Source organism: Rhizorhabdus dicambivorans (genome assembly GCF_002355275.1).
Classification (GTDB): domain Bacteria; phylum Pseudomonadota; class Alphaproteobacteria; order Sphingomonadales; family Sphingomonadaceae; genus Rhizorhabdus; species Rhizorhabdus dicambivorans.
The window spans coordinates 2,089,537-2,109,845 of the sequence record NZ_CP023449.1; the positions used below are offsets into that span (position 1 = coordinate 2,089,537).

General features: G+C 62.3%; 15 protein-coding genes. 9 read left to right on the forward strand and 6 right to left on the reverse strand.

Annotation, left to right across the window (positions count from 1 at the left end):
* Window positions 1–65: 65 nt before the first annotated feature.
* The 3 genes from CMV14_RS09965 (at window position 66) to CMV14_RS09975 (ending at window position 3,488) form a co-directional block, all read left to right on the forward strand.
* The gene (locus tag CMV14_RS09965; protein WP_083216124.1) at window positions 66–1,061 is read left to right on the forward strand and encodes an ABC transporter substrate-binding protein; all 996 of its coding nucleotides are present in this window, start codon (window positions 66–68) and stop codon (window positions 1,059–1,061) included.
* Between the two features lie 200 nt (window positions 1,062–1,261).
* Window positions 1,262–2,677, forward strand: coding sequence for an aldehyde dehydrogenase family protein (locus tag CMV14_RS09970; protein WP_066969323.1), 1,416 nt, complete (start codon window positions 1,262–1,264; stop codon window positions 2,675–2,677).
* Between the two features lies 1 nt (window position 2,678).
* Window positions 2,679–3,488, forward strand: a complete 810-nt coding sequence (locus CMV14_RS09975; RefSeq protein ID WP_083216125.1) for a 2-keto-4-pentenoate hydratase — start codon at window positions 2,679–2,681, stop codon at window positions 3,486–3,488.
* Window positions 3,489–3,556: 68 nt separating this feature from the next.
* Here CMV14_RS09975 and CMV14_RS09980 read toward each other — a convergent pair whose 3' ends face one another.
* Together CMV14_RS09980 and CMV14_RS09990 are read right to left on the reverse strand one after the other, a co-directional pair.
* On the reverse strand, window positions 3,557–4,333 hold the full coding sequence (locus CMV14_RS09980) for an SDR family oxidoreductase (RefSeq protein WP_066969362.1): 777 nt from the start codon (window positions 4,331–4,333) through the stop codon (window positions 3,557–3,559).
* 488 nt (window positions 4,334–4,821) lie between these two features.
* Window positions 4,822–5,661 (reverse strand): hypothetical protein, encoded by an 840-nt coding sequence (locus CMV14_RS09990; RefSeq protein ID WP_066969327.1) that lies wholly within the window; start codon window positions 5,659–5,661, stop codon window positions 4,822–4,824.
* Between the two features lie 102 nt (window positions 5,662–5,763).
* Here CMV14_RS09990 and CMV14_RS09995 point away from each other — a divergent pair, with 102 nt between their 5' ends.
* The 3 genes from CMV14_RS09995 to CMV14_RS10005 all read left to right on the forward strand — a co-directional run bounded on the left by CMV14_RS09995 (window position 5,764) and on the right by CMV14_RS10005 (window position 11,681).
* Window positions 5,764–7,074 carry an SLC13 family permease gene (locus tag CMV14_RS09995; RefSeq protein ID WP_066969329.1) on the forward strand — a complete coding sequence of 437 codons (1,311 nt, stop codon included), beginning with the start codon at window positions 5,764–5,766 and terminating at the stop codon, window positions 7,072–7,074.
* A gap of 240 nt (window positions 7,075–7,314) precedes the next feature.
* Complete coding sequence (locus CMV14_RS10000) at window positions 7,315–8,598, forward strand: DUF4118 domain-containing protein (RefSeq protein ID WP_066969331.1); 1,284 nt, start codon at window positions 7,315–7,317, stop codon at window positions 8,596–8,598.
* A 902-nt stretch (window positions 8,599–9,500) separates the two neighbouring features.
* On the forward strand, window positions 9,501–11,681 hold the full coding sequence (locus tag CMV14_RS10005; RefSeq protein ID WP_083216126.1) for a TonB-dependent receptor: 2,181 nt from the start codon (window positions 9,501–9,503) through the stop codon (window positions 11,679–11,681).
* Window positions 11,682–11,776: 95 nt separating this feature from the next.
* Here the strand turns inward: CMV14_RS10005 and CMV14_RS10010 are convergent, their stop codons facing one another.
* From CMV14_RS10010 to CMV14_RS10025, 4 genes are all read right to left on the reverse strand, one after another.
* Window positions 11,777–12,463, reverse strand: coding sequence for an enoyl-CoA hydratase-related protein (locus tag CMV14_RS10010; RefSeq protein WP_331251140.1), 687 nt, complete (start codon window positions 12,461–12,463; stop codon window positions 11,777–11,779).
* Between the two features lie 197 nt (window positions 12,464–12,660).
* Window positions 12,661–13,674, reverse strand: coding sequence for an NAD(P)H-dependent flavin oxidoreductase (locus tag CMV14_RS10015; RefSeq protein ID WP_066969364.1), 1,014 nt, complete (start codon window positions 13,672–13,674; stop codon window positions 12,661–12,663).
* A gap of 130 nt (window positions 13,675–13,804) precedes the next feature.
* Window positions 13,805–15,088 carry a spinster family MFS transporter gene (locus tag CMV14_RS10020; RefSeq protein WP_238147245.1) on the reverse strand — a complete coding sequence of 428 codons (1,284 nt, stop codon included), beginning with the start codon at window positions 15,086–15,088 and terminating at the stop codon, window positions 13,805–13,807.
* Between the two features lie 151 nt (window positions 15,089–15,239).
* Window positions 15,240–16,376, reverse strand: a complete 1,137-nt coding sequence (locus CMV14_RS10025) for an acyl-CoA dehydrogenase family protein (RefSeq protein WP_066969339.1) — start codon at window positions 16,374–16,376, stop codon at window positions 15,240–15,242.
* A 193-nt stretch (window positions 16,377–16,569) separates the two neighbouring features.
* Between CMV14_RS10025 and CMV14_RS10030 the strand changes: the two genes are divergently transcribed.
* The 3 genes from CMV14_RS10030 to CMV14_RS10040 are packed head-to-tail and all read left to right on the forward strand — an operon-like array spanning window position 16,570 to window position 20,214.
* Window positions 16,570–17,481 (forward strand): SDR family oxidoreductase, encoded by a 912-nt coding sequence (locus CMV14_RS10030; RefSeq protein ID WP_096367714.1) that lies wholly within the window; start codon window positions 16,570–16,572, stop codon window positions 17,479–17,481.
* Window positions 17,482–17,530: 49 nt separating this feature from the next.
* Window positions 17,531–19,009: a hydroxymethylglutaryl-CoA synthase family protein gene (locus CMV14_RS10035; protein WP_066969341.1), complete on the forward strand. Its 1,479-nt coding sequence runs from the start codon at window positions 17,531–17,533 to the stop codon at window positions 19,007–19,009.
* Complete coding sequence (locus CMV14_RS10040; protein WP_066969343.1) at window positions 19,009–20,214, forward strand: acetyl-CoA acetyltransferase; 1,206 nt, start codon at window positions 19,009–19,011, stop codon at window positions 20,212–20,214. The genes CMV14_RS10035 and CMV14_RS10040 overlap by 1 nt, the downstream gene beginning before the upstream one ends.
* Window positions 20,215–20,309 lie beyond the last annotated feature (95 nt).

Consider the following 20,309-nt stretch of genomic DNA (forward strand, 5'->3'; position numbering starts at 1 on the left):
TTCAAGGAGATCATTCCCAGTTAGCAATTTTAACTGAGAAAGACTTGATCGAGAGAGGTTTGGCCATGTTGCGTGTAATAGATAAAATTGTTCTTGCCATCACTTTGGCAGCTATCCCTGCCGCGATCCTGGCCGAACCTCTCCGCGTTGTTGGAAACACCCAGGTTTTTGAAACCGGGGCCATGGCTCTGGCGGCGGAAACTTCCCCCAAAGGGACAGTGGAGTTCAGCCTGGGCGGGGTGCCCAACCTCTGGGAAACCGGGCTGCCGAAGTTGACGGCGGTCGTTACGGCCGGAGGTCCCGTAGCGCCCACGTCCCATGACAGGTTGGCCGATCTGGCGGGCAATGCCGAAACCCAGTTCCTGCGGGCCACGGTCGCGCATCCCGATGGGCGCTATCTTTTCACCGTGGTCGAGGGAATTTACCGCATTGTCGCCCGCAAGTCCAAAGGCATTGCCCATGAGGCGGACTTGAAGGGAAAGCGCATTGCCACATATCCCGGCACGTCGGCGGCGTTCTATCTGCGCAAAGCGCTCGAACGATCGGGCCTGACGGAAAAGGACGTCACCATCGTACAGTTGCCGCCGAAAGCCTGTGCCGAAGCGCTGATCGCCGGGACGGTCGATGCGATGTCGATGTGGGAGCCCCACGCCGAAGATGCGATTCGTGCCATTGGCGCGGACGTCATCACCTTCCAACCCGCTAACGGATATCGGGAAATCTATTCGCTCTACGCAACCGCCGCGACCCTGGGGAACCCGGCCAAGCGAGCGCAGATCGTGGCATATGTTCGGGAGATGATCCTGGCTTGCAAGCAGGGGGCGACCAATCCGGGGCGTATCCAGGATATTCTTTCCAAAAATACTGGCCGTTCGAAGGAAGATATCGTTGCTGCCTGGAACTATAATTTCTTGTGCGACACCTCCCCGAATATCCTCGACGTGATGGTCGAGGAGGAATCCTGGCTTGCGGCGCAGGACGGCCGCGCGCCGAGAACCCGGCAGCAAATCGCCGCGCTGATCGATACGAGCGTGTTGGAGGAGGCGAAACGCCTGAAATGATAACCGCGGCGTGAGGCACCACATCCTGCAGACCGCGCCATTCGCCTTGAGGCGCCGCCCGTGAACATCGGGCGGAAAGGAACAAGAGCGTTTCGCGTTTTCAAAGCGCCGCAAGCCCGGCCTCCAGAATTGTGGGAAGCCGAAGTGGTGAACGATGAACCAAGGCCGCGACGGTCGATCGCGGTTTGCCGGTGAGGGTCATGGACAGATTGAAATTCTACATTGACGGCGCGTGGACCGATCCGGTGTCGCCGTCGACGCTGGACATCACCAATCCCGCCACGGAGGAAGGGTTCGCGCGGATCTGCGTGGGTTCGCATGCCGATGTCGATCGGGCCGCCAGAGCCGCTCGCGCCGCCTTTGCCCAATTTTCCCGGACAAGCTTGGAGGAGCGGCTCGGCTATCTGCGACGGATCATCGAAGGTTTCCGCGCCAATCTGCAAGAACTCGGACGCATGATGACGCTCGAAATGGGCGCGCCCATAACCTTTGCGACCGAGCGCCAGGCAACCGTTGCGCTCTTTCATTTCGAAGAAGCGGCACGTGTGCTGGCGAATTACAGGTTCGAGGAACGGATGGGCCCGGGCATCATACGCCGCGAGCCCATCGGTGTCTGCGGCCTGATCACCCCGTGGAACTGGCCGCTCAACCAGGTCGCCTCAAAGGTCGCACCCGCATTGGCAACGGGCTGCACGGTCGTCCTCAAGCCGAGCGAGATCGCTCCGCTCAGCGCGATGCGCCTGGCGGAGATCATCCACGATGCCGGCGTTCCGCCCGGCGTGTTCAATCTTGTCAACGGCCACGGCCCGACAGTGGGCGAAGCTATCGCGTCGCATCCCGAGATCGACATGGTCTCGATCACTGGATCCACCGGGGCCGGCATCAAGGTGGCCAAACTCGCCGCGGATACCGTCAAGCGCGTCGCGCAGGAACTGGGCGGGAAATCCGCCAACATCATTCTCGCCGACGCCGACCTGCCGGCCGCGGTGGCGGAGGGCGTATATGCCTGCTACGTCAATGCCGGCCAGAATTGCCAATCGCCCACACGCATGCTGATACCGCGCGGCGAACGCGCCGTTGCATTTGATGCCGCGCGTGCGGCGGTCGGTAGCATTCGTCTTGGTGACCCGCTCGATCCGGCGACGACAATGGGGCCCCTCGTCAGCAAGGCGCAGTTCGACAAGGTCCAGGCCTTGATTCAGACAGGCTTGGATGAAGGAGCTACCCTGATAGCGGGAGGCGTGGGACGTCCCGCCGAACTGAATCGGGGATTTTACGTTCGGCCGACGGTGTTCGGCGACGTCACCCCCGACATGACGATTGCCCGCGAAGAAATCTTTGGCCCCGTACTGTCGATCATGAGCTATGATGACGAGGAGGAAGCCATCGGTATCGCCAACGATACACCGTTCGGGCTCGCGGGCTTCGTCCAGTCTGGCGACCGTGATCATGCGCTTCGGGTGGCCGCGCGCATCAGGGCGGGTCGCGTTTATCTCAATGGCGCGCCATTCGACCGGAGCTTGCCGTTCGGTGGCTACAAGCAATCCGGAAACGGGCGTGAATTCGGCATTTTCGGCTTCGAGGAATATCTCGAGGTGAAGGCGATCCTGGGTTAGGTTGGCGATGTTGGATTTGGCCGGACGACAGGCGCTGATAGCAGAGCTGGATGCGGCGCGGCGGACGCGTTCCTCGGTGGCATTACCGCGTGCACGTCATCCCGAGCTTACGCTGGAGACGGCCTATGCCGTGCAGCAGGATTGGGTCGCAGCACGTATCGCCGGCGAGGGGCGGCGGGCGATCGGTTACAAGGTGGCACTGACAACGCGCGGGTTGCAGCGCGCATTCGGCGCAGACCAGCCGGTATTTGGCGTCCTTCTCGACGATATGGAATTTGACGAAGCCACGCCGATTCCAATGGACCGGTTCGTTGCGCCGAAGGTCGAGATGGAACTTTGCTTTCGCATGGCCAAGCGACTGGCGGGCCCGTGCAGCGAGGCGGATGCGATTGCCGCGATCGACTGGATCGCGCCGGCGATCGAGATACTCGATAGCCGCACAGTGATGTTCGATCCCGCGAGCGGCCAGGCGCGGTCCGCCATCGATATCGTCGCAGACGCGGGTGGCGCGGCGGGCTTCGTCGTCTCGCCCCTTCGGATGACCCCGGGCGACACCGATCTCAGTCGCATCGGGGCTGTGCTCTACCACAATGGCGAGGCTGAGGATTCCGGGCTATTCCCACTCGTGTTCGGACGGCCGGAACGTGCTCTGACGTGGCTCGCCGGGGCACTGGCGGAGCAGGGCCGGGCAATCGAGGCGGGAGACATGGTTCTCTCGGGATCCGTGATCAAACCTTATCCCGTCGCGCGCGGGGATCGGTTCGAATTCGACTATGGTCCCCATGGAACGATCGCGTTACGCTTCGAGTAGATGGTGATCGCCGGTTCACACTCGGTCGATGTGCCTACACCTCGGGCTGGAATGACGGCGCTCCGACTTCAAAGCGCAGCGATGTAGCCGCCGTCCAGTGCGATGGTCGATCCGTTGATATAGGCGCCCGCGCGGGAGGAGAGGAAGATGCATACACCCTGGATATCCTGCGGTGTGCCGGCGCGCTTTACCGGGATATAGGTCTCGATACTTTTCCTGACCGCCTCCGAACCGGTATCGGTGAGGCGCGAATGAAATGGGCCAGGGGCGATCGCGTTGACACGAATCTGCTCGACGCCGAGCCGCTTGGCCAATGCGCGCGTCAGGTGATGGATCGCCGCCTTCGACGCGCCATAGGGATAGGCTTCCCAGTTCGGGATGTGCAGCCCGCCGATTGAACCGATATTGATGACGCTTGCATGTTCTTCATCGCTCGCGGCCGCGCGCAGGAGGGGCAGGGCTTGCTGCGTGAGCAGGAAGGGCGCGCGCAGGTTGACGTCCATCACGTCGTCCCAGGCTTCCGCGCTGACGTCGGTGATCGGGCCGCGATTATTGGCGCCGGCATTGTTGACGAGAATATCGAGCCTCGTTTCATGGGCCTTGAGCGCATCGATCAAGGCGGCAGCGCCGCTTGCGTCTCGGAGGTCTGCGGCCAGGCCGACACAATGCCCGCCAGCGGCGGCGATCTCGGCGGCGGCTGCCCGGGCGCGGTCAAGGTCGCGCGCGGCGATATAGGTTCTGACACCGCGCCTGGCATATCCTTCGGCGATCATCGCGCCGATCCCGCTGGTTCCGCCAGTGACCAGGGCAACCTTGCCCGCCACATCAAAAAGCTCGTCGACCATCGCTGTCACCATCCTCACCGTGCATCGCTGCCGCGCGGGGATGACATGTGCGATTGGCGGCATGCTATCAACGGGGCGCTTCGTACATTCCGCCATGCAGAAACTGCGGTCCTGACGTGGCGTGAACCCCCGCGCGAATGAGTCCGAAACTCTTCGGGGCCTGATCGACAGCGAAGCGCGCGAGCCGGGGCCCGGCCAGGCTGAGATTGGCTATCGCGCCCTGTGCAACGATGCCGCGCGTCGCCCTCTTGGCGGACAGTTGGGCATGCCAGGGCCTGCAAAACCCCGGACTTTCGGACATAATTTTCGCGGCTAGGCGGCAGATGGGGCTGAGATTGGACATCAAGCAAGGAAGGAGCGGGCGCAAAGGAGGTCGCGGCGGCGTCGATCGGCATCTTGGCGAAAGCCTTCATCTCCCTGTTTCACACGTCGGCGCAGACATGGATTGGACATCAGTAGATGTTCAGACCCGCGGGTCGGATCGTTATTCAGCGGATCGGCCAGTTGGCTAACACCTCGTCAGTCGCAGGATTCTCAATCCGGATTTCATTGATACGGCTGCTGATCACGCAGATTGGACGCTGCTCCACGCCCGCTGGCTGAACACAGCGAACGGGGCCAAAGTCCCGATCGACACGGCCCACGATCCGGAGGCGGAAGCCCAGAGATGCGTCCAATGCATCGGGCGGTACGCGTTTTACGATGTCGAAGGGCCTGTCATCGCGCGACAGTCCACCTTTGGCATCGGCGGTGAACTGCGCGATGGCCAAGGTCTGCCCCGGCAGGGTCACAGGCTCAGTACCGGACGGACTGACCTGCACCACGGAAGGCGGGCAGCGCTCGCTCGACGTCCATGGCCTGGCAATCCAGAACCCGTCGGCCCGGAGGCCCTTTGCAGCCGCGAAGTCCCAATCCTGGCCGTTCCACGCGACGGGCGTCACCGAAATGCGAAGCGCCTCGGTTGCCTCGTCGTAGCGCCACCGCATCGGCTGGGTGCTGCCTTCCTCCGACGGACCGGCGCAGCCAAACGGCAGCAGCAGCTCGAATCGGCGGCCGGCTGCGCTCGTCACGGTCGGCGGTAGCGGGTTCCCAGATGCACGCGCGTCCGACGCCTGCTGCGCCAACGCTATGAGGTCGGCCCTCTGCAGCGGCTTGGGCGCCTCGGCGCGGATAGGAATCGGTGGTTGCGGCGCGGGCGCCGGAACCACCTGTTCGGCGCGTGGAGCCGACGCGCGGCCTAGGAAGTAGCCTGCACCACCTACGGCGAGGACAGCCACCAGCCCAGCCGCGATGGCGAGCCGGCTTGTCCTGATGCTGGGTTCGCGCATGAGGGATAGATAGCAACATCGAGCCTATCCTCCAGTGTAAAAAGGCGAAAATATCTTCTACAGCGTTGACACTCCGGCGATTGCAGCCGACGCAGCACGGGCATGACGGCCGACCAGATCCTCACCTTGGTGGTTCTTGCCGCGGTTGTCGGCGCGCTGGTCTGGGACAAGATCCGCGCCGATGTCGTGGCGCTCACTGGCGCTGCGGTGCTGTTGATGACGGGCGTCGTGCGTCCAGTCGATGTCCAGGGAGCGTTCGCCAGCCCCGCGATCATCGCCCTGGCATCGCTGTTCGTCATTGCCTACGCGCTGGAGCTTTCCGGGCTGCTGGATCGCGCGATCGCCGCGGCGGTCATGATGTGTCGCCGTTTCGGCGCGATCGGAATCTGGATGCTGCTGGCGATGATCGGCTCGGTTTCCTGCTTCCTCAATTCGACGCCGATCGTGGTGCTGGGCGCCCCGGTAGTGCGTGACGTAGCCAAAACGTTGAAGCTCTCCCCGAGACGCTTCCTAATTCCGCTGTCCTACGTCACGATCCTGACCGGCTGCTGTACGTTGATCGGAACCTCGACCAATCTTCTCGTCGACGACATGGCTAGCGTCTCGGGACAACCTCGCTTCGGGATGTTCGAGGTCACGCCGGTCGGCGTGCCTATGGCCATTGCCGGCGGCATCTATCTGTTCCTGGTCAGCGGCAGGCTTCTTGGTGGGCGCCATGAGGACGAAATGCCGCAAGGTGACATTGCGGTCGTCGAGCCGCTTCAAATCCACAGCGCCCAGGTGGGTGACGCCACTGTTTTTGCCGAGAAGCGGCCGCTCGTCTGGCGCAAGGCGATCATTGCTTTGGCCACATTCCTGGGAGCGGTGGCACTCGCAACTATGGGCGTAGCGCCCATCGCGGCGACTGCCTTCGCGGGTGCCGTGTTGCTGATCCTCCTGCGAGTGATCAGCGCAGACGAGGCCTATAGCGGGCTCAAGCCCGAAATCCTGATCCTCATTGCCGGCATGGTCGTCATCGGGATCGCCATGGACGAGAGCGGGCTTGCCGCGAGCGCCTCCAAGCTTCTGATCGCCAGCGTCAACGGATTGAGCCCGATGGCAGCCCTGGCCGTGCTTTACGTCTTGACGATGGTGCTGACGGAACTGCTTTCCAATGCAACCGTCGCTGTCCTCGTGACACCAGTAGCCGTCGCGCTTGCCGAGAGTTTGGGTGTTAGCCCGCGCCCTTTTCTGGTGGCCGTGATGATGGCTGCGAGCGCCGCCTTTGCCACGCCCTTTGGCTACCAGACCAATGTGATCGTCTATCAGATGGGCGGCTATCGCTACATGGACTTCGTGCGTATCGGATTGCCCTTGAACCTGATCACCTGCGCAGTCGCGATCATCGCTATTGATTACGCCTTTCCATTCTGAGCGGCGCCTGATGGCCCATTCGCCGCCGGACCGGTCCGCTACGCCAACGCTGCACGAGGGGCGGGCGCGGGCCGCCCGGCTTTTCAGCTGGCAGGGCGAACGCGGCTCTCCAAGTCATTAAGCCTCTTCGAGGTCGCGGGCTCCTTCGTCCGCTGCCGCGATCGTCGCTATTGTCAGGGATTGTCGCCTCATCGAGGGCGTCGGGATGGTTCTCCGAGGAGGTCGGCGATATGCTATGGCATGAACCAGGTGACCTCTCCAGCTGTCACGGCTTCGAGCGTGACGAGTTTGGCTTCTGACCTCCCGCGACAGATAGCAGTCGCCATCGGCGGCTCGGGCGACGGCGAAAAGCTCGTGCGCTCAGCGCATGAACTGGCCCAGGCGCTCGGGTCGAGCTGGGAGGCAGTACATGTGGAAACGCCAGGTGAAGAGCGCGACCCTGCTGCGGCGGGAAGGATTGCCGATGCAATGCGGCTGGCAGCGCAACTGAGCGCCTCGATCGCCATTGTCCCCGCAGCCACGGTGCTCGATGGTTTGAGCGCCTATCTCGAGAACGCTCCCATCAAGCATCTGGTGCTGGGGAAGAGGGCTCTGCGGCGCCGGCTTTTCCGGAGCAGATCCGGTCTCGACGAACTCGCGGCCCGCAACGACGTAGCGCTGCACATTTACCCCGCAAGAGCTGTCGAACGGGAGATCAGGGTTCCAACGAGGCTTGGCTCGTCATTTATATCCGCGCGCCCCTTGAGTTTCGCCTATGCGGCGCTCGCGGTCTTGCTCACTCTCGTGCTGGCAGAGGGCTTGCAGTTCTTCATCAATACCAGATCGCTCGATCTCCTCTTCTTGTTTCCGGTGATTGCCATCGCGGCGCGCTGGGGTGTCGGCCCGGGCCTGTTCGCCGCTGCCCTGTCCGTGGTTTGTTATAACTTTTTTCTGCTGGCCCCAGCGTTCGACTTCGATCTTCGCGCGCCTCAGAACATCATTATGGCGCTCGTGCTGACCGGCGTCACAATCTATACTGGAATGCTGACGCACCGTTTGCGCGGCCGACTTGTCCTGAGTGATCGCAGCGCCCGCGAAAACGCCAGCATCGCGTCACTCGCGCAACGGCTCGCCGCCGATTGCACCTGGACCGATACGGCGACCACCCTTTGCGAATATGTCGAAAGCCTCCTCAAGGTGCATGCGACCGTGTTTCGCGAGATCGGCGGAGAGCTCTTGGTGGCAGCCGCCACACCTTCTGAACCGCAACTTGGCCCCGTGGATCAGGCGGCGCTGGATTGGGCGTGGCGAAACGGGATTGAGAGCGGGGCGGGAACCGATATTCTCTCCTCCGCGAACTGGCAATTTCAGCCTCTCAAGACATCCCTCGGGATGCTGGCGATTTTGGGAATCGCCCGCGATGATGGTCGTGATCCCATAGCGCCTCACCAGCGCGTGCTGTTTTCCACGTTGGTCGCCCAAGCTGCTCTGGCTCATGAGAGGCTGAGACTGGAGGATGACATGAGGAGCAGATGGGCGGACTGACGGGGCCAGTCGACAGTGCGGAGCACCGACCGTCTAGCCAACCGCCTTACTCCCACATCGTCGTGTCGCGCCGAGAGGGCTTCGAAAGTCGCCTTTAACATTTACCGCGAACAAAAGTGGCCCACTTGGTCATAAAACGGGGCTTTGAGATTCTGGGCCAAAATTGAGGCCCAGAGCTAAGTCTAATGGTCTTTCGCTGAACGCCAATCTGGCCAAAGCTCAAAAAACAAGAGGCTTTTTGTGCTCCAGCGCTCCTAGAGCCCTTCACGATCCGATTGCATCGGCTCGTCGGCTCTAGTTCATTGTTTTGCCGCGATTTCTGAGTCGGCAGATGTTTCCATCTGCCTAGAAATCGCTCTAGGGTCCGGACCCAATTAGCCCACCAGACGATGGCGGCGACGATGAGTATGGCGGACAGGAAAATATCCGCGCGTTTGTCATATCGAGTGGGGATGCAACGGGGCCGTTCGCGATCTTGCCGCTCGCGCCGACAAGGATCTAGTTACTCCGCGACGAGCACGGCATCTATATCGACGCATCCAGACGCATCAATATCGCCGGGCTGAACGACGGCAATATCGATCGCTGTCTGGCGGCGCTGGCGGGCTGAAGCCGGGGGGCAATCTCCTGTTCCACGCTGCCCGCCTGGCGAGGTTGGCACGATCGGATCGCAGCAGATCTCAGGCTTCCGACCATGGAAGTGATATCGGAGCCCGAAGCGGCGGCTGGAGCGTCCCGATGCATCTCCGCGTCCGAAAGATGCCGTCCCGATCAGCGCAATCCACCCTCTTGAATCGGGAGTAGCGTCGCCAGCAGCCCAGTCTATTTACAAAAAAATTAAAATCATCTACATATGAGAATAGAGCCCCGCGTGAACGGAGGCCTGATGGGAGGGAAATTTCATGCGTTTCGGCAAAGCACCCTTTTTATGCGGAATCGGCCTATTGGCAGTCCCGGCATCGGCCTGGGGCCAAGATGCCGGCGTCCGTCCTTCGTCTGAAGCGCAGGCGGCGGCTGCCAATGCGATTGGGGACATCATCGTCACCGCCAACCGGCGCGAGGAACGGCTGCAGACCGTGCCCACTGCGATCACCGCTGTAAGAGGATCGACGCTTCAGCAGTCCGGCATCAACAACCTGCGCGATCTGACCCAGATTGCGCCCGGCTTGACGCTCACTCGCGCTTCTAACGCTTATCAGCCGTTCATCCGCGGCGTGGGCACCCGCAACAGCTCGGTCGGCGACGAGCCGAATGTTTCTGTCTATGTTGACGGTGTCTACCAGCCGGAAATGGCGGCGACCGCGGTCGATCTGGTCGGCATAGAACGGATCGAGGTGCTGCGTGGTCCGCAGGGGACTCTGTTCGGCCGCAACGCAACGGGCGGCCTTATTAATGTCATCACAGCCGATCCGAGCTATGAAACCCAGGGAACCATCTTTGCGAGCTATGGCCGGTTCAATGAGGCCACGGGCAAGCTATATGTAACAACCGGGCTTGCCGACAACGTCGCGGTCAACCTGTCGGCGTTCGGTACAAGAACCGACGGGTATCTTCGGGATGTTGTCCGCAACAAGCGGGTTGGAGGGCGTGATGGCTTTCTGTTCCGCGGCAAGCTGCTGCTCGAGCCGACCGAAGACGCGCGTATCATTCTGGCTCTCAGCTATAGCGACGTCACTGATCCGTCGAACGAATATCGCAATGCCTATACGGGCAACACCAGCGGACGTACCGTGGCGGGTGCGGTCATCCCGACCGCGCCATGGCGCGTCACCATGACGGCCGAACCCGATATCGGCAGCAAGCAGTTCAATGCGTCGCTGCGGACCTCGTTCGACCTGGGTGGCACCGTGCTGGAGACCACCTCCGGCTATCAATCCACGCGCTCGCGCAATTCCCAAACGGACGACGACTTCACATCCGCCGACATATTGCGAATTCCCAGCCGCAATCACTCAGATTATTTTTCGCAGGAGGTACGGCTGCTGTCGAGCGACGGCGGGCCCTTCAAATGGATCGTGGGCGGTTACGCCTTTATCGGCAAGGGCAAATTCGACCAGATCCTGCTGGTCAGCCGGGGAGCCGTAACGCAGCGCTCCGAGGGCAGCCAGAAGACCCGTTCCTTCTCGGGCTTCGGTGAGGGGACGCTTGAATTCTCGCCCGGCTGGTTCCTCCTGGCGGGCGCGCGGTATACGACCGATCTTCGCATCTTCAATGGCCGGTCCTTCACCGGCGCTGGCGCGCTGATCAGCAGCGTCAGCGATGCTCGTAAACGCTCGAACGCGCCTACCTATCGCGCCTCGCTGCGCCGTGATTTTGGCGCTACCAACGTGTATGCTTCCTACAGCCGTGGGTTCAAGAGCGGCACCTACAATAGCGGTGCCGTCTCCAGGAACGTCGTGCGGCCCGAGAAGCTGGATGCATATGAAATCGGGATCAAGAGCAACCCGTTGTCGACATTGCAGACCAACCTCAGCGTGTTCCATTATGATTATCGCGATATCCAGCTGACTGGCCGTGATCCGGTTTCGTCCCTGACGGTTCTCACCAATGCCGCGCGCGCGCGGATCAATGGCGCGGAATTGGAAGTCACTTTCGCGCCCACCTCCGCCCTGCGCCTTTCGGGCAATGTGGCCTATCTCGACGCGAGATATAAGAGCTTTCCCGCCGCGCAAGTCTTCAATCCCATTCGCGACGCGGCCGGCAATCCGACGCTGACGGGGAATGTCGGCTCTATTCAGGACGTCAGCGGAAATCGTATGTTTCGGGCGCCGGAATGGACTTTCAGCCTGAATGCCGACTACACGGTCGAAACAGGTGCGGGCGATTTCGGGATCAACGGTAATTTCTTCCGATCCTCGCGCTTCTACTTCGATACCAACAACCGCACTTACCAACCCGCCTATAATCGTCTGAACGGTGAACTTTCCTTCACCCCGGCGGATTCCAATATTCGCCTGGCGCTGTTCGGCCGCAACCTCACGAATGCGGTTGTGTATGGCTGGATCACGCAGACCGCCAATGGCGATGGGGCGAGCTACCTTGAGCCGCGGACATATGGGGTATCGGCTCTGTATAAATTCTGAGCGCCCTCGCCTCTTTTATTCACAATATTGGAATGTGAATGCCGGGCCGCTTTGCAAGGCGGGCCCGGCATTTGCCACACGCCAGGCTTGGTGTCTCAGCGGCCTTCGAACAGGGGTTGGCGCTTCTCTATAAAGGCCCGACGGCCTTCCGCCGCGTCCCAAGTCACCATCGCGTCGCGCTGCCCTTCGGCCTCGGCAAGCAGTGCATTAGCGAAGCTGGATTCCAGCGCGGCTGCGACCTGCCTGCGGACCGTCGCGATAGCCAGAGTAGGACCGTTGGCCAGGCGCAAGGCCAGCGTGCGGGTCTCGTCCGTAAAGCTTTCGGCATCGGCGCATTTGTAGATCATGCCCCATTCGACCGCCTGACGCGCCGAAACCCGCTCGCCCAGCAGCATCATTTCCATCGCGCGGGATCGTCCGACCAGTCTCGGCAACAGCCAGCTGGCGCCCCCATCCGCTGCCAGGCCCACATTGACGAAACCCTGAAGAAAGAAGGCGTTCTCGCTTGCGATCACGAGATCGCCGCACAACGCGAGTGAGCATCCCATCCCGACAGCCGGGCCGTTGACGGCCGTGATGACCGGAACATGAAGCCGTGAGAGCTTCAGCAGGGTTGCGCTGTAATGCCTGCTCAGCCGCCGATATATGGTATCGCCAGGGGAATCATCCTGCCCCGTTGTCTGCATATCGGCCCCGGCGCAGAAAGCCCGCCCGGCGCCGGTGATGACCACCGCCCGCGCACCGCCGAGATGGTCTAGAGCGTCGGCGATTTCGTCGACCATCTGTTGGGAAGAGGCGTTCAATCGTTCGGGTCGATTCAACGTGATCGTCGCGAGCGGGCCTTCTATGTCCAAACGGATGGCTTCATATGTCACTGGGTTGCCCTTCCAAGGTTGAGCTATAGTTGTTCTGCGACGGCTGCGGGCTGCCGGTGGTCCAGTGCCTTCGGCACGGGTGCCGGCCCCCGAAGCCGTATGCCTTAGCCGATCGCGTGCTTGCCCACGCTATCCTGCCCGAGATGGAGGACGCGGGACAGCCGGCCGCGGATGATCGTCTCCGCCTCCGCGACGATACGGGAAATCAGCGCTTCACATGTCGGAATGTCGTGAATGAGCCCCTGGACCTGGCCAGCCCAGATCAAGCCGGCCTCGACATCGCCTTCTTCGAGCGCCGCACGCCCCCGCTGCCCTGCGACCAGCGGCCGGATGTCCTCGAATTCCGCACCGGGCCGGCTTGAGATGGCCACGACCTCATCCGAGATGCTGTTTTTCGCGACGCGTCCCGTATTCTTGAACCGGCGAAATATCAGATGGGTGGCGCGCTCGTCATTGTTGACGATGAATTGCTTCACATTCTCGTGGATCGGCGCCTCGACGGTCGCGCAGAAGCGTGTGCCCATGTTGATGCCTTCCGCGCCCAGGGCGAGCGCGGCGGCCAGTCCGCGACCATCTCCGAGGCCGCCGCTGGCGATGATCGGAATACGGATATTGTCCGCAGTGGCCGGGATCAGCACCAGGCCGGGAACGTCGTCCTCGCCGGGGTGGCCCGCGCATTCGAATCCATCGATCGAAATGACGTCGACGCCCATCTGTTCCGCAGAGACGGCGTGTCGCACGGATGTGCATTTATGAAGGACGACGACGCCTGCCGCCTTGAACGCCTCGACAAATGCCTGCGGACGAGATCCGGCCGTCTCGACGATCTTGATGCCAGAATCGATGATGGCGTCCCGATAGTCCGCGTAGGGCGGTGGGTTGACCGACGGCAAGATCGTCAGGTTCACTCCAAACGGTCTATCGGTAAGTGAGCGGCAACGTTCGATCTCGCGGCGCAACTCATCCGGCGTAGGCTGGGTAAGTGTCGTGAGCATGCCCAGGCCGCCGGCGTTCGATACGGCGGCCGCCAATTCGGCGCGCCCGACCCACATCATGCCGCCCTGGACGATGGGGGCCTCGATACCGAGCAGTTGCGTTATCCTGGTTCTGATAGCCAATCGGCCCTCCATCGCGCTCTTGCGCCTGCAGCGGGGCATAACCCTATTTACCAATGGGAGAGTCATTCACGTCGCCGAATGACATTGCAGTCCCATGGCTGTTCATCATCCGGTTGAAACCGGGGCGGAGCTAAGCGGTGCTTGGCCCGTCCTCCACCGTTTCCGAAACAAGGGTGCGGCTTGCCATCCAGAGACAGGCCGGAGGAACGATGCCCATGATCGCTGTCACAGCGAGGCCCCAGCGTAGCCCCTCGGAAGGGCCGAGCGTGCCTGCGAAGGCGTCGCTGAAAATCCCTACGGTCACGGGACCGAGGCCAAGCCCGATCAGGTTCATCATGCCGAGCAGTATCGCTGCCGCAGTCGCGCGCGTGCCGGGCTGCACCACATTCTGGACCGTTGCGAAGATCGGGCCATACCAGAACGTCTTCAGCAATATGGCGGGACCAAGCATCAGCAACGCCACGAGCGTATGGGGAATGAACACCGCCACCAGGACGAACGGCAGCGACACCAGAAACGCGCCGGCCGGGAGGAGTACATTGGCACGGGGATCACGCTTTGCGAAATGATCGCACATGCGGCCGCCCAGGAAGGACCCGATCAGGCCGCCGAGTCCCAATATGAGGCCCAAGGCTATACCCAGGAAGCCCGAAGCCTTGAGACTTCCGCCGCTCACCGTTGCCGCGATTTCCGCGATACCTTGCGCATGGTTGCGAAGAAAGAACGACGCATAGAAGGCGTTGTGCCCGTAGGCGAGAAATGCGGAGCTGGAAGCAGCAAGCGCCGCCCACCAGAAGGCTCGCTTCGAAGTCAGTTCGCGCATGGCCAGGCCAAGGGCGGGCGCAGGAGGGCTGGCCTTGCCACGATCGGCGATGTGCTGTCGTCGTGTGTCCCTTATCGTCAGCCTCGCCAGGATGGCGACCAGGATACCGGGAGCCCCGGCCACCACGATGGCCACCCGCCAGCCATAGGCGTCGGCGATCAGCCCGCCGAATGCGAGCCCCGCCATCGTTCCCAGCGGCACGCCCATGGAATAGAAGCCGAGAGCGGACGCCCGCTTCTCGCGCGGCACATAGTCGCTGATCAGGGAATGGGAAGCGGGGCTGCAGCCTGCCTCGCCGACGCCGACGCCGACGCGCGCCAGGGCCAGTTGGGCATAGCTGTTGGCGAAACCGCAGGCGATCGTAAAGGCGCTCCAGATAGCCAGAGAAATCCCGATGATCCCAACCCGGTTCGCCCGCTCGGCCAGACGTGCGATCGGCAGGCCGAGGAATGTATAGAGAAAGGCAAAGGCAAGGCCTGTCAGAAGGCCGAGCTGCGTATCGGACAGCTTGAGTTCCTGCTTGATCGGTTCGGCCAGGATGTTGAGAATTTGCCGATCCAGGAACGCCAGGAAATTGATGATCAGCAGCATCCACAGGACGTAGCGGCCATAGCTGGCGCCGTGAGACGGGGGGCGGGCGATTGCCGCGGTATTATCTCCCGGGGTGCTCATGGCATTATCTTTTATTTCGGATCGGCTGTTCATTGGTCACTTTCCGCTCATCGGCGAGGGGCCGAAGACTTCAGAGCGTCCGGGCGACAAGATCGCGCATGACCTCGTTGGAGCCGCCGGCGATGCGCATGTAGCGCGTGTCGGCATAGGCGCGGCAGATCGGCGTTTCCCACATATAACCGGCGCCGCCATGGAATTGCAGGCATTGATCCAATAAGCGGCTCTGGAGCTCGGTGGTCTGCAGCTTGGCGGCGGCCGCCACATCGGCCGTCAGGCGCCCTTGCAGAACAAGCTCGAGGCAGCGGTCAACAAAAGCGCGAGCCATCAAGGTCTGGCCCTTCAAGTCGGCGAGGATAAACCGCACATATTGCTTGTCCAGCAGAACGCCCCCGAACATCTTCCGGTCGCGTGCATAGTCGGCCGTCCATTCGAGCGCGGCTTCGCACATGGCGACGGCACGGACAGCGATCAGCATTCGTTCCCAGGCCAACTCCTTCATCAGGATATAGAAGCCGCGGCCAACTTCTCCGAGTACGGCCGATTCGGGCAATCTCACATCGTCGAAAAACAGCTCGGAAGTGTCCTGGGCGTGGAAACCCATCTTGCGCAGGTTACGGCCGCGGGCGACACCGGCTGTGGTGGCGTCTACGAGGAAGAGGGTGACGCCGCGCGCGCCGAGGGTCGGATCGGTCTTTGCGGCCACGACGATGACATCGGCCAGCTGACCGTTCGAAATGAACGTTTTCTGGCCGTTCAGCACATATCCGCCCTCGACGGGCCGGGCTACCGTCTGCATCGCCTGCAGATCCGATCCGCCGCCGGGCTCGGTCATGGCAATCGCCGCGATAGCCTCTCCGCGCGCCATGCGCGGCAGCCAGGCCAGCTTCTGAGCTTCGGTTCCGTGACCTTCGATATAGGGGGCGACGATACCGGAATGGATATGAAAGGCCGGGCCACTCAGGTTCAACCGCGCGAGTTCCTCGAACAGGACGACGGAATAAAGCCGGTCCGCGCCCAATCCTCCATACGCCTCAGAGACGGACATGCAGTGCAGGCCCTGTTCGCCGGCCTTCAGCCAAGCCTCGCGGTCGACGACGCCCTGCTCTTCCCACCGGTCATGTTGCGGCACGAAATTGTCTGTCAGGAAGCGTCGGACCGACTGCCGGAAAATCTCGTGTTCCTCCCCGAACAGGTCGCGCGGCAACATTATCACCTCTCCTCACTCCAAATGGGTGTGCGCTGCGGTTGCGACATCTGCATCCTTCCCAGCGGCATTTCAAAGGAGCTTGACACAAAACGTGCCTACGCCCAAACACTATTCACATAGATGCGCATTTTGTGATCATTATGGGAATGGCAATCGCGCCGCCCGACGCGCGTCGCAATCAGGGGAGGATGCATTGGGTCTGCTCGAAGGTAAGGTCGTCGCAATTGCCGGCGCCGGTCGCGGAATCGGACGCGCGGTGGCCGTGATGGCGGCCGCGGAAGGGGCGCGGGTCGTCGTAAACGATTATGGCAGCGCCGCCGATGGCGCAGGCGCCGATGAGGGGCCTGCCCATGAGGTTGTAGCCGAAATCCGGGCCGCAGGCGGCGAGGCGGTCGCCAACATCGCCAGTATCGCCGAACCCGCGGGCGCGACTTCGGTTGTCGAAGACGCCGTGCGTAATTTCGGTCGTATCGATGCGGTGGTGAACAGCGCGGGCTTCCTGCGGGATGCGATCTTCCACCGGATGAGCCACGACGCGTGGACCGACGTCATCAACGTCCACCTGAATGGCGCCTTCTACATCTCAAAGGCGGCCGCGCTGCATTTCAAGGAGCAGGGCTCGGGCGCATTCGTGCATTTCACCTCCACCTCGGGTCTTATCGGCAATTTCGGCCAGTCCAACTATTCGGCCGCGAAGCTCGGTGTCGTGGGTCTTTCAACGTCGCTGGCGCTCGACATGCAGCGTTTCGGCGTTCGCTCGAACAGCATCGCCCCCTTCGCGTGGAGCCGGCTGATCGCGACGATTCCGACCGACACCGAGGCCCAGCGCGTCCGGGTCGAGCGCATGAAGCAGATGACGCCTGAGAAGATCGCCCCACTGGCTGTCTATCTCTGTTCGGATTCGGCGAAGGATGTGACGGGCCAGGTGTTCGGCGTACGTAAGAACGAGGTGTTCCTGTTCAGCCGGCCGGAGATTCGTCGCTCCGCGCATCGTAGCGACGGCTGGACGCCGCAGACCGTGGCCGACGAACTGATTCCCATGCTGCAGTCCAGCTTCCACCCGCTGCGCCGCTCTCCAGAGGTCTTCTGTTGGGATCCGATGTGATGGTGCGGCGCTCCGCTTTCATGTCCACCTCGCTGGAGTTTGTGGCCTAATGCCCGGAATATTGGCCTTCGGCGCCTATGTGCCGCGATTGCGCCTGCAGCGAAGCGCGGTGGTGGGCGCACATAGCTGGTTCAACCCCGGACTGAAGGGGCTCGGGGCGGGCGAACGTTCGATGTGCGCTTGGGACGAGGATACGATCACCATGGGGGTGGAAGCATCCCGTGATTGCCTGAACGGCATAGACAGGACATGCGTGGCCAAGGTCGTGCTGGCGTCTACCTCGCATCCGTTCTCGGATCGGCAGAACAGCGTCGTCCTCAAGGAGGCGCTGAACCTGCCCGATACGGTGGGTGCGATCGATGTGAGCGGCAGCCAGCGTGCGGCCACGTCCGCTTTGCTGGATGGTCTTCACGCGGTGGCCGGCGGCGCCGGGGAGACGCTGTGCGTTGCGTCCGAGAAGCGGCGGGCACGGCCTGGAAGCGAGCTTGAACTGATCGCCGGGGACGGTGCCGCGGCGCTGCTGCTGGGGCCGGGGGACGGGGTGGCCGCTTTTGTTGGGGCGGCTTCCACGGCGGTCGATTTTGTCGACCATTTCCGCGCGGCCGGTGCTGACGCCGATTACGACTGGGAATCGCGCTGGATCCGCGACGAGGGTTATGCCCGCATCATTCCAAAGACGGTAGCTGAGGCGCTTGCACGGGCCGGGCTGGAAGCGAGCGATGTCGATCATTTCGTCATGGGCGCGCCGATGAAAGGTGTGAATGCGGTGGTTGCCAAATCCTGCGGAATGCGCAGCGAAGCGGTTTGCGATCCGCTTGCGTCGGTGATGGGTGAGGCCGGGACGGCGCAGCCGTTGATCCTGCTGGCACGAGCGCTGGAAACGGCAGCGGCCGGCGAAATCATTCTGGTGGTGGGATTCGGGCAAGGCTGCGATGCGCTGCTGTTCCGCGCGACCGGCAAGGCGGACCAGCCGCCAGCGATGGGCGTGTCTGGCTGGATAGCGCGCCGGGCCATGGAAACGAATTATTTCAAATATCTGACGTTTAACGGCCATCTTCTGCTGGAACGCGGCATGAGAGCTGAGTTTGACCAGAAGACGGCGCTGACCGCGCTTTACCGGAACCGCAAGGCGGTGCTGGCTCTGGTCGGCGGCCGCTGCACCGAGACGGGCACCGTGCAATTTCCCAAATCGGCGGTCAGCGTGGCACAGGATGTCCGCGCAGTGCTGACTCAGGAGGATTATCCGCTAGCGGAGCGTCGGGCCCGCGTCCTCACCTATACGGCCGATCGCCTGACCTTCACGCCCGATCCCCCCGCCTATTATGGCGCAGTGACCTTCGACGGGGGAGGGCGCATCACCATGGATTTCGCAGACGTGGACGAAGCGGGGGTCGAGGTTGGGATGCCGATGCGGATGATGTTCCGCGTCAAGGCGGTCGACCAGACCCGCCAATTCACCAAATATTTCTGGAAAGCCGTGCCGGATTATCTGCCGGCGGACGCCGACCTGGGCCGGGGAGAAAACTGATGGCCAGCGGAATTCGCGACAAGGTCGCCATATTGGGCATGGGCTGCGCCCGCTTCGGCGAGCGATGGGACGTCGATTCCGACGGGCTGATGGTGGAAGCCTTCGAAGAGGCTCTGCTGGACGCAGGCATCGAAACGAAGCAGATCGAAGCGGCCTGGTTCGGGGTCGGCTTCGACCTCATCAATGTCGGGCCTAGCGGCATTCCGCTGGGCATCGCGCTCCGGCTGCCGAATATCGCCGTAACCAAGGTCGAGAATTATTGCGCGTCGGGCACCGAATCCTTCCGGGGGGCCGTCTATGCCGTGGCCAGCGGGGCCTGCGACATCGCGCTGGCGATGGGAGCCGAAAAGCTGAAGGACACGGGCTATGGCGGCCTGCCGGTCCGTACCCGTGGGACCATGTGGGACATGACCGGCATCGTCGGCTCCGCCCCGGGCAACTTCGCCCAGCTCGCCTCCGCCTATCGCGCCAAGCATGGCATGGCGGCAGAGGATCTGAAGCGTGCCATCGCCCATGTCTCGGTCAAGAGCCATGCCAACGGAGCGAAGAATCCCAAGGCCCATCTGCGCAAGCCGATCACCGAGGAGCAGGCGATCAACGCACCGATGATCGCCGAGCCGCTGGGCCTGTTCGACTGCTGCGGCGTGTCGGACGGTGCCGCTTGCGCCATCGTCACCACGCCGGAGATCGCCCGTAGCCTGGGCAAGAAGGATCTGGTGACCGTGAAGGCTTTGCAACTCGCCGTGTCCAACGGCTGGGAACTTCAGGGCGCAGGATGGGACGGCAGCTATTTCCACACCACCCGTATCGCCGCGAAGAAGGCCTATGCTGAAGCCGGCATCAGCGATCCGCGGCAGCAGATTTCGCTCACCGAGGTGCATGACTGCTTCTCGATCACCGAATTGGTGACGATGGAGGATCTCGGGCTGAGCGAGGAGGGTGGAGCTGTTCGTGACGTGCTGGACGGTATGTTCGACGCCGACGGCAAGGTGCCTTGTCAGATCGACGGCGGGCTCAAATGTTTCGGGCACCCGATCGGCGCTTCGGGTCTGCGGATGATCTACGAGCATTATCTGCAGCTGCAAGGCCGGGCGGGCGAGCGGCAGCGCGCGCAGCCTCCGGTATTCGGTCTTTCACACAATCTGGGCGGTATGCCCAACCAGAATGTGGCGGCCGTCGCGATCGTCGGTCTCGAAGGGGCCTGAGCCCACCATGCCGCCGCGCCCGGCGCGGCACCGGGGCAGCCAGCGGGAAGGTGGCCGTCCCTCAATGAAGGGCGTTGGCCGCCGTGCCGCCGAGG